Source organism: Enterobacteriaceae endosymbiont of Donacia provostii, assembly GCF_012570145.1.
GTDB lineage: Bacteria > Pseudomonadota > Gammaproteobacteria > Enterobacterales > Enterobacteriaceae.
On sequence record NZ_CP046206.1, the window covers coordinates 69,705 to 86,778 of the forward strand.

Sequence of the window (17,074 nt, forward strand, 5' to 3'; positions counted from 1 at the left end):
GTCATTTAAAAGTACATCAATTAATAATACATTTGTCTAGTGAAACAAATCAAAAAGCTGATAAATATCAAATTTTTTTAAAAAAAAAATTAATTTTATTAAATTTTAAATATATTTAATTATTATTTTTTAATAAAAAATATATTTTTTTGAGGAAAAAAATGAGTTTATTATTAGGAAAAAAAATATTAATTACAGGAGTTTTAAATAAATTATCTATTGCTTATGGTATTGCTTGTGTTATGTATAAACATAAAGCAAATTTAATTTTTACATATCAAAAAAAAAAATATAAAAATAGAATTAAAAAATTAGTTAAGAATATGACAAAATATCCTATAATTAAATGTGACTTATCTAAAAATACAGATATTAAATTTTTATTTATAAAAATATCTAAAATATGGAAAAATTTTGATGGTTTTGTACATTGTATTTCTTTTACTCCTGATAATACATTAAGAAAAAATTTTTTAGAAACATCACGTTTAGAATTTCAAATATCTCATGATATTAATTCTTATAGTTTATTATATATGGTAAAAAAATGTATAAATTTATTAAATAATAAATCTTCTATTATAGTATTAACCTATTTAGGATCACAAAAATTCATAAGAAATTATAATATCATGGGTTTAGCAAAAGCTTCATTAGAAGCTAATATTCGTTATATAGCATGTAATATTGGATATAAAAATATTCGTATTAATGGGATATCTCCAGCACCAATTAAAACTATTGCTTCTTCTAGAATAAAAAATATTAATAATATAATTAATTTATATAAAAAAAATAGTCCTTTATGTGAATCTATTACAATAAATCATATTGGTAATGTTGCTACTTTTTTATCTTCTGATTTATCTTTAGGAATTACAGGAGAAATTATTCATCTAGATTCTGGATTTAATCTTCAAATTATTAATAACATTCAATAAATAATATATTTTATTTTATATTTTTATACAAAATAAAAATTTGAAAAATTATTTAATAAATGATAATTTGAAAATTTAAATAAATATTTTTTTATATAAAATATATAAATAATTTATTATAGGTTAAGTATTTATGATGATAATTGGAATACCAAAAGAAAAATATTTTGAAGAAAAAAGAGTAGCAATGATTCCTTCAAATATTAAAAAATTAATTAAACTAGGTTTTAGAATATATCTTGAAAAAGGTGCTGGTATTAATTCATTTTTTAGTGATCAAGAATATGAAAATAATGGAGCAAGAATTGTAGAAAATAAAGAAATTTGGGATGCAAATATAATAATTAAAATTCATCCTCTTGATAAAGAGGAAATTAAATTAATAAAGAATGATAGTATATTAATTAGTTTTGTTTGGCCATATAAAAATAAAGATTTATTAAATATTTTAGCTGAAAAAAATATTACTACTATTGCAATGGATGCAATACCTAGAATTTCTAGAGCTCAAGCTTTTGATGCTTTAAGTTCAATGAATAATTTATCTGGTTATAGAAGTATAATAGAATCAATTAATTTATTAGGAAGAACTTTAAATGGACAAATTACTGCTGCAGGTAAGATATTACCTGCTAAAGTTATGGTAGTAGGTGCAGGAGTTGCAGGATTATCAGCAATTGGTACAGCAAAAAGTTTAGGAGCTATTGTCATAGCTTTTGATACAAGAAAAGAAGTAGAAGAACAAATTAAAAGTATGGGTGCTGAATTTTTAAAATTAAAAGATCAAGAAGAAGATAGTATTCATGAATATAAAACTCATTCATCTCAGAAAAAATCACAATTAATACAAGAATCTTTTAATAAGGTAGTTAAAAAAACAGATATTATTATTACTACAGCAATGATTCCTAATAAAAAAGCACCTATTTTAATTACAAAAAAAATGATTCAATTAATGAAACCAGGAAGTATAATTTTTGATCTTGCAATTGAACATGGGGGTAATTGTGAAATAACACAAAAAGATAAAATTATTATTACTGATAATAATATTAAAATTATAGGTTTTACAAATTTACCTAGTAGAGTAGCTCCTCAAGCTTCTCAATTATATAGTACAAATATTATTAATTTAATTAATCTATTATCTAAAAATCATTTTGGTTCAATAAATATTAATTTAAAAGACGAAATTATTAGAAATATGACTGTAACTTATAATAATAAGGTTATATGGCCAGCACCAAAAGTTCAATCATCCAAAATAAAAAATAAGATGAAAAAAATAAATGATTTTAAAAATAAAAAAAATGTTTCTAAAAAAAAACATAGTAAATGTTTTTTAAAAAATAAATATTTTTTATATATTATAGGATTATTTAGCACATACTATATGACTGAATCTCTTCCTTATGAAGTTATACCCCATTTTATAATTTTTTTATTATCTTGTATAATAGGTTATTATGTAGTATGGAATGTAAGTCATACATTACATACTCCTTTAATGTCTGTTACAAATGCTATTTCTGGTATTATTATTATTGGTTCTATTTTACAACTTAATTATAATTATAGTATTACAATTTTATTAGCATTTTTAGGAACATTATTATCAAGTATTAATATTTTTGGAGGATTAACTATTACTCAACGTATGTTAAAAATGTTTTTTAAAAACTAGGGAGAATTTATAAATGTTTGATAGGTCATTAATATTTACATATACTATATCAGCAATTTTATTTATATTAAGTATTGCAAGTCTTTCGAAAAAAGAAACCTCTAAAAAGGGTAATATATTTGCTATTAATGGTATGCTTATAGCAATAATTATAACTATATTAAAAGCACAAGTTAATAATATTGGATATATATTAGGAGCAATTTTTTTAGGTGCATTTATAGGTATAAGTATTTCTAAAAAAATTGATATGACTAAAATGCCTCAATTAATTGCAATATTACATAGTTGTGTAGGATTAACTGCAGTTCTTGTAGGATTTAATAATTATTTGTTATTAATATATGAAAAAAGTATTTTTCATAAAAATATAGGTATGCAATTAATAGAAATATTTTTTAGTATTTTTATAGGTTCTGTTACTTTAATAGGTTCTATACTTGCTTTTAATAAATTATCTGGATTTATTAAATCAAAAACTTTAAATTTAAAATTTAAAAATCAAATTAATTTATTAATATTATTAATATCATTTATTTTAATGTTAATTTTTTTAAATACTAATAATATAAAGTTACAAATCATTGTTTTAGGATTAATATTCTTAATTTCATTAATATTTGGTTTTCATTTAATAATGAGTATTGGTGGTGCAGATATGCCTGTAGTAATATCAATGTTAAATTCTTATTCTGGATGGGCAGCAGCATCTTCAGGATTTATGTTAACTAATGATTTATTAATTATAACAGGTGCATTAGTTGGTTCTTCAGGTGCTATTTTATCTTATTTAATGTGTAAAGGTATGAATAGATCATTTTTTAATGTATTACTTGGTAGTAATAAGAAAATTAATAATAAGAATATTAACTCTGAAGAAAATATACAAAATTATAAAGAAATATCTATTGATAATACAGTAGAAATATTAAAAAGTTCAAATAATATTATTATTGTTCCTGGATATGGATTAGCTGTTTCACAAGCACAATATCCATTATCTGAGATAGTAAATAAATTAACTCAATTAAATATAAAAGTTAGATTTGCTATTCATCCTGTAGCTGGACGTTTACCAGGACATATGAATGTTTTATTAGCTGAAGCTAATATACCATATAATATGGTATATGAAATGGATGATATTAATAAAGATTTTACTAATACAGATACCGTATTAGTAATAGGAGCTAATGATATAGTTAATCCATTAGCACAAGAAGATATTGATAGTCCAATATCAGGAATGCCAATTTTAGAAGTATGGAAAGCTAATAATATTATTATTTTTAAAAGAAGCATGAATCAAGGATATGCTGGGATTAATAATCCTTTATTTTATCAAGACAATAGTTATATGTTGTTTGGAGATGCAAAAAATTCTATAAATCAAATCTTAAAAAAAATTTAATAAAAAAGTTTACTCATTGTATATTAAAATACTAGAGTAAACTTAATATATATTTATATTAATTAATTAAATTAATTAATTTTAAATAATTATCAATTATAATATGTTTACCACGAATTATTAATATTTTACTTTTTTTTAATTTACTTAAAATACGACTAATAGTTTCAACTGTAATTCCTAAATAGTTACCAATATCACTTCTAGTCATAGATAAAAAAAATTCTTTATGTGAATATCCTCTTATTTTTAATTTTTTAGATAAATCATATATAAATGTAGCTAATTTTATTTCTGCTTTTTTTCTAGATAAAAGTGATATAAAATATAAATTTATTTTAATTTCTTTACTCATTAATTTTATTATTTTATATCCTAAAGAAGGAATTTGAAAAATAATCTTATTAAATTTTGATAAAGATACTTCACATAAAGTTGATGTTTCTAATGCTTTAATAAAATTACTATAAATTCCATTATAGATACTATCTAAACCGATTAAATCACCTTTAAAATAAAACTTAATTATTTGTTCATTTCCTTGTTTAGTAAAATTATAAGTTTTAATAGTTCCTGATTGTATAGTATATAAAGAAATCATTTTTTCTTTTGCTCTAAATAATATTTCTCCTTTATGGACTAATTTTTTTTTTTTTAAAATTGTAATAAATTTTTTATATTTAAAAAATATACATAATTTATATGTTAAACAATTTTTACAATTACTATTCATATTTTTTACATTATATTTTTGTTTCAGAATCATGTTGTGTTCTCTGAAATTAAAAAATAAAAAATATTTTAATTAAAATATAATTAATATATATTGATTATATTTTAAATTTTAATTTTAAATGTTTTATAATATTATAAATTTTTATATAAAAAAAATTATAATCTTTTTACTGGAGATGTAGCATATTTTTTAGCTGCATGAGCTCCAGCACCTTTTTTATTATTTAAATGAAATGATGAATTAATAAATTTATTATTATAATTATTTGTAAAATTATTTTGTATTTTTTTATTATTTGTTAATATACAGTCTTTATATATTTTTTTTTTATTTATAAAATTATTATTTTTTATATTTCTATTATGATTATTTATAACATCGGAAATAGTTATATAAGTTTTAGATATTAAATTTTTTTTAGTTTTAAATTTAACTTTATTTAATAGAATTTTATTTATTTTAACTGAATTTTTAAATTTATTAAAACCTATTTTATTTTCTATAGAAATATTAGATATATTATTTTTTTTATTATTAGAAATATTAATAAATTTATTAAAATTATTTTGTATATATTGTTTATTATATAGTAAATTACTATAATTATTTTTAGTTTTTAAAAATTTTTTTGATTTTATACAATTAGATGAATTATTATTTTCTTTTTTATTTTTAATAATTATATTATTATATATTTTATATAACTTAAATTTTTTATTTTTTGATTTAATATCAAAAATTGAAAAAATTTTTTTTGTATAAAAAGGTATTTTTTTTTTTTGTATATTTAAATAAATGGATTGTAAAGGATAATTTGTATTTTTTTTGAATTTTTTTTTTTTATTACAAATAAAAATTTTTTTATAATTATTTAAAAAAAATTTATTTATAATAAAAATTTTTTGTATACAAATTTGTATAATCTTTTTAAAATAAAAAATTTCTTTTTGGAGAAAATTTAAAAATATATTTTTTTTTTTAAAAAATAAAAAAACTAAATTACATCTATTAAAAATAGAAAAATCTTCTTTATTAAAAAGAAATTCATTATATGTACTTAATTTTTGTATTTTTTTATTTTCATGAATAATATTTTGTAAAAACTTATTTTTTAAAATATTAATATTATTTTTACTTGAATTTAATTTTTGTAATATATTTTTAATATAAAATATATTTTTTTTATCTTCACCATGTTTAACACGTAAAATTGAATAATTAGGTGTATCTAATTTAGAATTTGGTATAATAAATGTTCTAATTTGTCTATTTTCAATAGCATTTACTGCTTCTCTTTTTTCATTTAATAAATATGAAGCTATTTTTACAGGAACTATAGCATATACTTCTTTAGTATTTTTTTTAAAAGATTCTTCTTCTATTAATCTTAAAATAGATAATGATAAAGATTTATTATCTCTTAATGTACCATGTCCTAGACATCGAGGACATAAATAATAACTAGATTCTTTTAAAGAAGATCTTAATCTTTGACGAGACATTTCTAATAATCCAAATTTTGAAATATTACTAATTTGAATTTTAGCTCTATCATGACGAATATTTTCTAGTAATTTTTTTTCAACAGCTTTTTTATTTTTTAAAATAGACATATCGATAAAATCTATTACTATTAATCCTCCTACATCACGTAATCTTAATTGTCTAATAATTTCATCTGCAGCTTCTAAATTAATATTTAATGCTGTTTCTTCTATATCAATTCCTTTTGTAGCTTTTGATGAATTAACATCTACTGATGTTAATGCTTCTGTTGTATCAATAACAATTGAACCACCTGAAAATAAACGTACTTCTCTTTGAAAAGCAGTTTCAATTTGAGATTCTATTTGATAATGACTAAACAATGGGATACTACCTTTGTATAATCTAATTTTATTATATAAATCTGATCTACCTAAAATATTAATATGTTTTTTTGCTAACTTTAAAATTTTTAAATTATCTATTAATATTTCACTTATATCATGATATAAATAATCACGTAATGCTCTAATAATAATATTACCTTCTTGATGTATTAAAAAAGGAGCTGATTTTTTTTTAGCAATTTTTTTAATTATTTCCCAATGTTTTAATCTAAATTGTAAATCTGACTTAAGTGTTTCTATATTTTGTCCTAAACCAGCTGTACGTATAATTAAACTCATATTATCTGGTAGTAATAATAATGATAAAATTTTTTTTAAATTTCTTCTTTCTTCTCCTTCTATTTTTCTAGATATTCCATTAGAATTAGAACTATTAGGCATTAAAACTAAATAACTACCAGCTAAACTAATAAATGTTGTTAAAGATGCACCCTTTTTACCCCTCTCTTCTTTATTAATCTGTACAATAATTTCTTTACCAATTAAGTAATCTTTAAAATTTATTTTATTATAAAAATTTTCATAATAATTATTTGGTAAATATTCTTCCGTAATTTCCTTAATGGGTAGAAAACCATGTTTATCTACTCCATAATCAACAAAAACAGCTTCTAAACTTGGTTCAATACGTGTAATTTTTCCTTTATATATATTAGATTTTTTTTGCTTATGATTAGAATTTTCTATATCTAAATCATATAATCTTTGTCCATCTACTAGAGCAACACGTAATTCTTCGTGTTGAGTAGCATTTATTAACATTCTTTTCATAATAACTTACTCATTTATTTTAAACTGATTAATATTTTTATAAAAAATATAAAAATAATATAATAAGAAAATTATATTTAATCTTTTATGAATAAATTTAAATTTTAAAAATTAATTATTCGAAAATAATAAAATATATTTTATGATTATTTACAACTTTAAAGAAAATTCTATAAAATTTTTTCTAAAAATATTGATTTTATGAAAATTTTTATAAAAATTATTTATTAAATTAATAATAACATAAATTTTAATTTTCAAAAAATCATTTTATATAAAAAATATATTATATATATTAAATTTTTTAGATTATTATTAATAAAATATAAAATATTTTATAGAAAAAATAATGAAAAACCAAAAAATTATTGTATCTTCTATTATTGATCAACAAAGAATAGATAATTTTTTAATTAAAAAATTTAAAACAGTTCCTAAAAGTTTAATATATAGATTATTAAGAATTGGAAAAATAAAAATTAATAATAAAAAAGTTTTTCCAAATTTTAAAATTAAATATAAGGATATAATTATATTACCTTATATATATAAAAAAAATATAAAAAAAATTAAAAATAAATTAAATATAAAAAAAACAGAATTTTTAAAAAAAATTATTCTTTTTGAAGATAAATATATTTTAGCTATCAATAAACCTTCTGGAATAGCAGTTCATGGAGGTAGTGGTATTAATAATGGTATTATAGAAAATTATAGATTTTTATTTAAAAAAAATTTTTTTTTAGAACTTATTCATAGAATTGATAAAGAAACATCTGGTGTTTTACTTATGGCTAAAAAAAGATCAGTATTAAAAATATTACAAAAACAATTAAGAGAAAAAAAAATGAAAAAAGAATATATTGCATTAGTAAAAGGTAATTGTTTAAATAAAAAATATATTTATATTAAAAATTTTTTATTAAAAAATTTTTTAAATAAAAAAATAAAAGTTAAAATAGATAAAAAAGGAAAATTATCAGAAACTAAATTTAAAGTTATAAAAAACTATAAAAATTTTATGTTAACTAAAATAAAACCAATTACAGGTAGAACACATCAGATTAGAGTACATATGTCGTATTTAAATTATCCTATAATCAATGATGAAAGATATGGTAATAATAATATTAATTTAAAATTTAAAAAAAAATTTCATATAAATAGATTATTTTTACATGCTAAAAAAATAAAATTTATACATCCTATAAGTAATAAAAAAATTATAATTTGTGCTCCATTAGATCAAAAATTAAACAATTGTTTACTTAAATTAAAATAATAAAATATTTTATATATATTAAATATGATATAATAAAATAAAATTATATTTATATATAAATAATATCTTTTTATATAAAGGTAATCATCAATGGCTGTTCAAAAACATAAAAAATCAAGATCTAAAAGAGGAATGAGACGTTCTCAAGATAAATTATTGAAAAATAAATTTTTATTAATTAATAAAAAAACTGGAAAAAAATATTTATATCATCATTTAACTGATGATGGATTTTATAGAGGTAAAAAAATTATAAATAACAATTAATAATTAAATATATTTTAAAAAATGAAAAAATTTGTTGCTGTATTTCCTGGACAAGGAATTCAATTTATTGGTATGTTATCTGATTTATATAAAAAATTTAAAATTATACAAGAAACGTTTTCTTCAGCTTCAGAAATATTAGGATATGATTTATGGTATCTTATAAATAAAGGTCCATTAGAAAAATTAAATAAAACTTATTATACACAACCTGCTATTTTAGTAGCATCTATATCAATATATAATTTATGGTTATATAAAAGTAATCTTTTACCTAATATGGTAACAGGATATAGTTTAGGAGAATATACTGCTATGGTATGTAGTGGTATTATTAGTTTTTCTGATGCTATTAAACTAGTAGAATTTAGAGGAAAATTAATGTATGAAATATCATATAATTTAAATGATTTTCATCACGACGGGTATTATATGCAAACAGTTATCGGATTAAAAAAAAAATTATTAAAAAAATTTGTAATGAAATAAATGAATTTAATAATATTATTTCTATATCAAATTATAATTCATATAATAATATTACTATTAGTGGAAATAAATTAGCTGTAAATAAAGCTATAAAAATATTTAAATCTTTAGGTGCATATACAATTCCTATAAATATTGATATTCCTTCTCATTGTTCTTTAATGAAACCTATATCTATAAAATTCAAAAATTTTTTAAAAAAAATTATTTTTAATAAACCGAAAATTAAATTTATTAAAAATATAAATTATAATTGTGAAATATCTAAAGATATTAGAAATTATTTAGTTAAACAATTATATTATCCTGTTAATTGGATTAAATGTATTAAATTAATCAAAAAACAAAATATATTCAATATAATTGAATTTACTCCTAAAATTTTACTTAAAACAATATCAAAACAAATTAAAAATGATTTAAATATAAATTCTATTTATAATAAAAAAACATTTTTTTTAACATTAAACAAATATAAAATTTAAAAAAAAATATGTTATTTCACAACTTATTATTAAAAAATAAAATAGCTTTAGTTACTGGAGCTAGTACAGGAATAGGATTTAGTATTGCTAATACATTAGCTATTAATGGAGCCTATGTAATAGGAACATCTACAAATATTACAGGAATTAAAAAAATTAATAATTCTTTAAAAGAAAGAGGAAAGGGTTTAATTCTTGATTTAAAAGATCAATCACCTTATATTATAAATAATTTCATTAAACATATTATTAAAGAATTTAAAAGTATAGATATACTTATTAATAATGCTGGAATTTTATATGATACATTAGTTATAAAAATGAAAGATGATCAATGGAATAATGTTTTACAAATTAATTTAACTTCTGTTTTTAGAATTTGTAAGGAAGTTATTCATTATATGATAAAAAAATTATTTGGTAGAATAATTACAATCGGTTCTGTTATAGGATCTACAGGTAATATAGGTCAAGCAAATTATGCAGCATCTAAGGCAGGTATTATAGGATTTAGTAGATCTTTAGCTAGAGAGGTAGCTTCCAAGGGCATCACTGTTAATATAATATCTCCTGGATATATTAAAACAAATATGACATTAAATTTAAAAGAAAAAAACTATATTAATATAATATCAAAAATTCCATCTAAACGTTTTGGCAAACCTCAAGAAATAGCTGATGCTGTAACTTTTTTAGCTTCTGAAAAAGCATCTTATATAACAGGAGAAATACTTAATATTAATGGTGGTTTATATATGGGATAATTTTAAAAAATTATTTTTAATTTATTATAGGAAAATATAACGAGTATGAGTAATTCTATTACTAAACGTGTTAAAAAAATTATTATTAATAAATTAGGAATTAAGGAAGAAAATATTAATATATTTTCTTCCTTAAAAGAAGATTTAGGTGCAGATTCTCTTGATACTATTGAAATTATTATGGCTTTAGAAGAAGAATTTAATATTGAAATATTAGATGAAGATGCAGAAAAAATTACTAATATTAAAAAAGCTGTTGATTATATTAATAATTATAAAAAATAAAATTATAGGAATAGAGTAAAATTTACTCTGTTCCATATATTAATAAAAATATTATTTAATATATAAAAAATATAATGATAAAACGTAGAAGAGTAGTTATTACTGGTATAGGTATGATTACTCCAATTGGTAATACAGTAAAATCTAATTGGTATAATCTTATCAATGGGAAAAGTGGTATTAATTTAATTAATACTTTTGATACTAGTAAATATAAAACTAAAATTGCTGGCTTAATACAAAATTTTCAATATAAAAATATTGCTTCAAAAAAAAAAAAAAATATTGATTTATTTATACAATATGGTTTAACAGCTTGTCAAGAAGCTGTTAAAAATTCTGGTTTAATATTAAATAAATATAATAATCCTAGATTTGGAGTATTAATAGGTTCAGGATTAGGTGGTATAAATTTAATAGAAAAAAATAATTATATTTTACAAAAAAAAGGTCCTAATAAAATTACTCCATTTTTTTTAACATCTACTATTATGAGTATGTTAACAGGAAATGTTGCTATAGATTATAAATTTACTGGACCTAGTTTATCTATTAATACTGCTTGTAGTTCTGGTATACATAATATTGGTATTGCTTTTAAAATTATTGCTTATAATGATGCTGATGTTATTATAACAGGAGCTTCAGAAAAATCTGTAACTCCTTTAAGTCTAGCTGGTTTTTGTTCAATGAAATCTTTATCAAGAAGAAATATTGAACCTAAAAAAGCTAGTAGACCTTGGGATAGAGATAGAGATGGTTTTGTTCTTGGAGATGGAGCTGGTATTCTAATTTTAGAAGAATATTTTCATGCGAAAAAAAGAAATGCAAATATTATTGCTGAATTAGTTGGTTTTGGAATGAGTAATGATGCATATCATATAACTTCTCCTCCTATTAATGGTTATGGTGCACAATTAGCAATGTTTAATGCACTAAAAGATGCTAATCTTTATCCAGAAGATATTAAATATATTAATGCTCATAGTACATCAACAGTTATAGGTGATATTGCTGAAGTAAATGCTATTAAAAAAATTTTTAAAAATAATTATAAAAAATTATATGTTAGTTCTACAAAATCTATTACTGGTCACTTATTAGGTGCAGCAGGTGCAATAGAATCTATTTATTCTATTTTATCATTAAAAAATCAAATTATTCCAGCAACAATTAATTTAGATAATCCTGATAAAAGTTTAAATTTAGATTTTATTCCTCATATATCTCGTAATGTTCATAATATGAAATATGTATTATGTAATTCTTTTGGTTTTGGAGGAATTAATGGATCATTAATATTTAAAAAAATTTAATTTATCATAAATAATAATATTTATAAAATTAATAATTATATATATAATATATAATTATTCCGTATTTTTATTATAAATAAAATTTATTATAATAAATATACATATATTTATTATTAAAATAACAAAATAAAAAAATGAAATATAAAAATTTTATTGTAGTCGAAGGAATAGATGGAGCTGGAAAATCTACAATATGTGATTATATAATTAATTTACTTAATAAATTACATATTTTTAATATTATTAAAATACATGAACCAGGTAGTACACCTATTGCAGAAAAATTAAGAAAAATTATTAAATTTTCTAAAGAAGAATTTTTTTCCTATAAAACAGAATTATTATTAATATATGCTGCAAGATTACAATTATTAGATAATATTATTAGACCTAATATAAATAAAAATTGGATATTATCAGATAGATATGATTTATCTACATATGCCTATCAAATTGGGGGGAGATCTATTAATAAACGTAATATAATTTTTTTACAAAAATTTATAAAAAATGATATTAAACCAAATATAACTATTTATTTAGATGTAAATCCCTTAATTGCTATACAAAGAATACAATCTAAAATAAAAGATAGAATTGAAAAAGAATCAATAACTTTTTTTTCTAAAGTTAGAAATTTTTATATAAAAATGGTAAAAAAAGATAAAACAATTAAATTTATTGATGCTAATAAAGATTTAAAATATGTTAAATCTGCAGTAAAAAATATTATTTTAAAATTAATTAATATATAATATGAAAAAACAACCTATATCACCATGGTTTCCATGGTTAGATGATTATTATTATAAAATTATTAATCAATTTAAAAAAAAGAAAAATTATAAGGCTTATATTTTTTGTGCTTTGAATGATTTAGGTATATCTTCATTAATTTATGCATTAACTAAATGGATTTTTTGTATTAATAAACAAAAAATATATAGTTGTTCTATATGTACTAATTGTATTTTATTACAAAAAAATATACATCCTGATTTGTATATTATTAAAAATAATACAAAAGAAAATTTTACTAATGTAGATTATATTAGAAATTTAATAGATAAAATTTATCAAACATCTTATAAAGATGTTAGTAAAATTATATGGTTTGCAAATTTTAAACAATTAAATTTATTTTCTAAGAATGTTCTTCTTAAAACTTTAGAAGAACCTCCTAAAAATACTTTTTTTTTTTTACAGTGTAATAATAAAGATGAAATACTACCTACTATATATAGTAGGTGCCAATTTTGGAATATTAATTCACCAAATGAAAAAATTGGTCTTTTATGGTTAAAAGAAAATTTTAAAAATTATAAAATTTTAAAGATAAAATCTATACAAAGTGCATTACGTATATGTAATTATATACCCATTAATGCATTACAATTATTAAATAATAATATATGGAAAAATAGAAGTATTTTTTATAATATTTTATTATCTTCATTTAAAAAAAATATTATGAATTTGTTATCTATATTAGATAATAATAATATTTTATTTTACTTAGATTGGATCTATTTTATTTTATTAGATGTAATTAAATTGCATTTGAAAATAGATTTCAAATTTTTTTATAATTTAGATCAAATATCTATTATTTATGAATTATTTAATATAATTTTTTTAAAAAAAATTATATTAATGATAAAAAAAATATTTTTTTATAAAAAAATTTTAATAAAAATTAATAAAATAAATCATAAATTAGTAATAATTAACTTATTATTATCTTTAGAAGAAATATATCAATCTTAATAATTAAAAGAATTAAGATTTAAAAATTTTAAAATATAAAAAATAGGATATGATATGTTTAATAATACATTTGCTCATATGCAAAAAATAGGTAAATCTTTAATGTTACCAGTATCTGTTTTACCAATAGCTGGTATATTATTAGGTATTGGATCAGCCCATTTTCATTTTTTACCTCATATTATTTCAAATATTATGGAAAAAACTGGTAGTTCTGTTTTTCTAAATATACCATTAATATTTGCTATTGGTGTATCACTAGGTTTTACTAAAAATGATGGTGTATCTGCTCTAGCTTCCGTTGTTTCTTATGGTATTTTAACAAAAACTGTAGAAACAATAATACCTGTATTACTAGGTAATAATGTTACACAAGAAATGATAATGCAAAAACATTTAACAGATACTGGTATTATAGGAGGTATTATTTCTGGTTCTATTGCAGCTTATATGTTTAATTGTTTTAATAATATTCAATTAGTAGAATATCTTGGTTTTTTTTCTGGTAAACGTTTTGTACCTATTATTTCAGGAATAACATCTATTTTTATTGGTTTATTATTATCTCTAATATGGATTCCTATTCAAAAAATTATACAATTATTTTCATATTGGGCTATTTATCAAAATCCAATATTTGCATTTGGTATATATGGAATTATAGAAAGAATATTATTACCTTTTGGATTACATCATATTTGGAATGTTCCATTTCAAATGGAAATAGGTTCATTTGTTAATGTTACAAAACAAATATATCATGGTGATATTGCTAGATATATCGCAGGAGATCCTTCTGCAGGAAAATTAGCAGGAGGATTTTTATTTAAAATGTATGGATTACCAGGAGCAGCTATAGCAATGTGGCATACATCGAATAAAAAAAAAAGAAAACAAATTGGGAGTTTAATGTTATCAGCTGCATTAACATCTTTCCTCACAGGAATCACTGAACCTATAGAATTTTCTTTTATGTATGTAGCTCCATTATTATATATAATTCATATTATTTTATCTGGATTATCTTTTCCAATTTGTATTGCATTAGGTATGAGAAATGGAACTAGTTTTTCTCATGGATTAATTGATTTTATTATTTTAAGTGGTAATGGTTCAAAAATATGGTTATTTCCTATAGTAGGTATTATTTATACTTTAATATATTATTTTATATTTAAAAAATTAATTATAAAATTAAATTTAAAAACACCAGGACGTGAGGAAATAGAAAATAATATATATGATAAAAAATATAATTTTTCTCAATATGGTAAAAAATTAGTAATTGCTTTTGGGGGAAAAAATAATATTACTAATTTAGATGCTTGTATTACTAGATTACGTATAAGTGTATTAGATATAAATAAAGTAAATACAAAAGAATTAAAATTATTAGGAGCTTCAGCTGTTATTATTTCTGGTAATGGAGTACAAGCTGTATTTGGAACTAAATCTGATAATTTAAAAACAGAAATGGATAATTTTATTAAAAATATTAACGATAAATAAATATTAAAAAGGTAAAATATATGATTTTAAATAATAAAAAAAATATATTTAAAAAAATTTTATCTAATAAAATAAACAATAACATTATTATTTATAAAGATGAATTAGTTACAGCTTTTAATGATATAAAACCTCTCAGTCCTATACATATTTTAATTATACCAAATACTTTTATAAGTACACTTAATGATATTAATAAAAATCATGAATTAATTTTAGGTAGAATGTTACTAGTAGCTTCTAAATTAGCTAAAAAAAAATATATTGATAAAAATGGATATAGAATTGTTATTAATTGCAATAATCATGGATGTCAAACAGTATTTTATTTACATATGCATTTATTAGGTGGGAGACAAGGTACAAAAATTTTTTTTTAAATTTTAAAATTAAAATTATTTGCTATGTATTTAAAATTATTAAATAACATAGCAAAATTTTATTTTTAATTAAAAATATGTAATATTAAATCTAATATTTTATTAGAATATCCTGTTTCATTATCATACCAAGAAATTAATTTAAAAAAATTATTACTTATAGCAATACTTGCATTGAAATCAAAAATAGAAGTTAAAATTGATCCATTAAAATCACTTGATACAACATTTTCTTTTGTATAACCAATAATATTTTTCATATTATTATGAGATGCAAATTTAATAACTTTATAAATATCTAATAATGTAGTTTTTTTTATGATTTTAACAGTAAAATCAACTACAGAAACATTTGGTACAGGAACTCTTAGTGATATACCAGTTAATTTATTATATAATTCTGGTAAAACAATTCCTACTGCTTTAGCTGCCCCAGTACTTGAAGGAATAATATTTTGATATGCTCCTCTTCCTCCTCGCCAATCCCTCATAGATGAACTATCAACAGTTTTTTGAGTTGAAGTTACCGCATGTACAGTAGTCATTAAACCATTTTCAATAATATAATTATCATTAATAATTTTTGCTAATGGGGCTAAACAATTAGTTGTACATGAAGCATTAGAAATAATATTTTCACCATTATAATTTTTAAAATTTACTCCATTTACATACATGGGTATACTATTATCTTTAGGAGGTGCAGTGATAATTACTTTTTTAGCTCCAGCAACAATATGTTTTTCTGCTAATTTTTTTGTTAAAAAAATACCGGTAGATTCAACAACAACATCAATATTTAAATCTTTCCATTTTAATTTACTAGGATCTGATTCAGAAAAAATATGTATAATATTATTATTTATAATTAAATTGTTATGATTAATATTAATCTTTTTATTAAATAACCCATGAGTAGAATCATATTTAATCATATATGCAATATACTTTATTTCTAATAAATCATTAATAGCTACAATTTTAACTTTAGTATTTTTTTGAGCAGCTCGAAAAAAAATACGTCCTATTCTACCAAATCCATTAATAGCAATTCTAATAGACATTAAAATCTCCTAATATTATAATTTAAAAAAA

The 17,074-nt window shown here is 19.4% G+C and carries 17 protein-coding genes; 14 read left to right on the forward strand and 3 right to left on the reverse strand.

The genetic code is table 11. From position 1 onward, the window contains the following. The first annotated feature begins 161 nt into the window (after window positions 1-161). From GJT93_RS00375 to GJT93_RS00385, 3 genes are all read left to right on the forward strand, one after another. A complete protein-coding gene (locus GJT93_RS00375; RefSeq protein WP_168821650.1) occupies window positions 162-941 on the forward strand; it encodes an enoyl-ACP reductase FabI in 780 nt (259 codons plus the stop codon). Window positions 942-1,074: 133 nt separating this feature from the next. Next, window positions 1,075-2,625 carry a Re/Si-specific NAD(P)(+) transhydrogenase subunit alpha gene (locus tag GJT93_RS00380; RefSeq protein WP_343034339.1) on the forward strand — a complete coding sequence of 517 codons (1,551 nt, stop codon included), beginning with the start codon at window positions 1,075-1,077 and terminating at the stop codon, window positions 2,623-2,625. 13 nt (window positions 2,626-2,638) lie between these two features. Further along, a complete protein-coding gene (locus GJT93_RS00385; protein ID WP_168821651.1) occupies window positions 2,639-4,036 on the forward strand; it encodes an NAD(P)(+) transhydrogenase (Re/Si-specific) subunit beta in 1,398 nt (465 codons plus the stop codon). A 58-nt stretch (window positions 4,037-4,094) separates the two neighbouring features. Here the strand turns inward: GJT93_RS00385 and fnr are convergent, their stop codons facing one another. After that, window positions 4,095-4,802 (reverse strand): fumarate/nitrate reduction transcriptional regulator Fnr, encoded by a 708-nt coding sequence (fnr, locus tag GJT93_RS00390; protein WP_168821652.1) that lies wholly within the window; start codon window positions 4,800-4,802, stop codon window positions 4,095-4,097. Window positions 4,803-4,927: 125 nt separating this feature from the next. Then, entirely contained in the window at window positions 4,928-7,435 is a 2,508-nt protein-coding gene (gene rne, locus GJT93_RS00395) for a ribonuclease E (RefSeq protein ID WP_168821653.1), read from the reverse strand. Between the two features lie 349 nt (window positions 7,436-7,784). On the opposite strand from rne, the gene GJT93_RS00400 reads away from it, so the two are divergent. From GJT93_RS00400 to GJT93_RS00450, 11 genes are all read left to right on the forward strand, one after another. Next, window positions 7,785-8,717 carry an RluA family pseudouridine synthase gene (locus tag GJT93_RS00400; RefSeq protein WP_168821654.1) on the forward strand — a complete coding sequence of 311 codons (933 nt, stop codon included), beginning with the start codon at window positions 7,785-7,787 and terminating at the stop codon, window positions 8,715-8,717. A 90-nt stretch (window positions 8,718-8,807) separates the two neighbouring features. Beyond that, window positions 8,808-8,984, forward strand: a complete 177-nt coding sequence (gene rpmF, locus GJT93_RS00405; RefSeq protein ID WP_168821655.1) for a 50S ribosomal protein L32 — start codon at window positions 8,808-8,810, stop codon at window positions 8,982-8,984. 21 nt (window positions 8,985-9,005) lie between these two features. Next, window positions 9,006-9,473 carry an ACP S-malonyltransferase gene (locus GJT93_RS00410; protein ID WP_168821656.1) on the forward strand — a complete coding sequence of 156 codons (468 nt, stop codon included), beginning with the start codon at window positions 9,006-9,008 and terminating at the stop codon, window positions 9,471-9,473. Window positions 9,474-9,634: 161 nt separating this feature from the next. Beyond that, a complete protein-coding gene (locus GJT93_RS00415; RefSeq protein ID WP_168821657.1) occupies window positions 9,635-9,958 on the forward strand; it encodes an ACP S-malonyltransferase in 324 nt (107 codons plus the stop codon). Window positions 9,959-9,966: 8 nt separating this feature from the next. After that, window positions 9,967-10,722, forward strand: coding sequence for a 3-oxoacyl-ACP reductase family protein (locus tag GJT93_RS00420; RefSeq protein WP_168821658.1), 756 nt, complete (start codon window positions 9,967-9,969; stop codon window positions 10,720-10,722). 45 nt (window positions 10,723-10,767) lie between these two features. After that, window positions 10,768-11,007, forward strand: coding sequence for an acyl carrier protein (gene acpP, locus GJT93_RS00425; RefSeq protein WP_168821659.1), 240 nt, complete (start codon window positions 10,768-10,770; stop codon window positions 11,005-11,007). 77 nt (window positions 11,008-11,084) lie between these two features. Further along, window positions 11,085-12,323 carry a beta-ketoacyl-ACP synthase II gene (gene fabF / locus GJT93_RS00430; protein WP_168821976.1) on the forward strand — a complete coding sequence of 413 codons (1,239 nt, stop codon included), beginning with the start codon at window positions 11,085-11,087 and terminating at the stop codon, window positions 12,321-12,323. A gap of 134 nt (window positions 12,324-12,457) precedes the next feature. Beyond that, the gene (gene tmk, locus GJT93_RS00435; RefSeq protein ID WP_168821660.1) at window positions 12,458-13,078 is read left to right on the forward strand and encodes a dTMP kinase; all 621 of its coding nucleotides are present in this window, start codon (window positions 12,458-12,460) and stop codon (window positions 13,076-13,078) included. A 1-nt stretch (window position 13,079) separates the two neighbouring features. Then, window positions 13,080-14,090 (forward strand): DNA polymerase III subunit delta' C-terminal domain-containing protein, encoded by a 1,011-nt coding sequence (locus GJT93_RS00440; protein ID WP_168821661.1) that lies wholly within the window; start codon window positions 13,080-13,082, stop codon window positions 14,088-14,090. 54 nt (window positions 14,091-14,144) lie between these two features. After that, on the forward strand, window positions 14,145-15,599 hold the full coding sequence (gene ptsG / locus GJT93_RS00445) for a PTS glucose transporter subunit IIBC (protein WP_168821662.1): 1,455 nt from the start codon (window positions 14,145-14,147) through the stop codon (window positions 15,597-15,599). A 20-nt stretch (window positions 15,600-15,619) separates the two neighbouring features. Next, window positions 15,620-15,979 carry an HIT domain-containing protein gene (locus tag GJT93_RS00450; RefSeq protein ID WP_168821663.1) on the forward strand — a complete coding sequence of 120 codons (360 nt, stop codon included), beginning with the start codon at window positions 15,620-15,622 and terminating at the stop codon, window positions 15,977-15,979. A 65-nt stretch (window positions 15,980-16,044) separates the two neighbouring features. Here GJT93_RS00450 and gap read toward each other — a convergent pair whose 3' ends face one another. Then, a complete protein-coding gene (gene gap / locus GJT93_RS00455) occupies window positions 16,045-17,043 on the reverse strand; it encodes a type I glyceraldehyde-3-phosphate dehydrogenase (protein ID WP_168821664.1) in 999 nt (332 codons plus the stop codon). Window positions 17,044-17,074 lie beyond the last annotated feature (31 nt).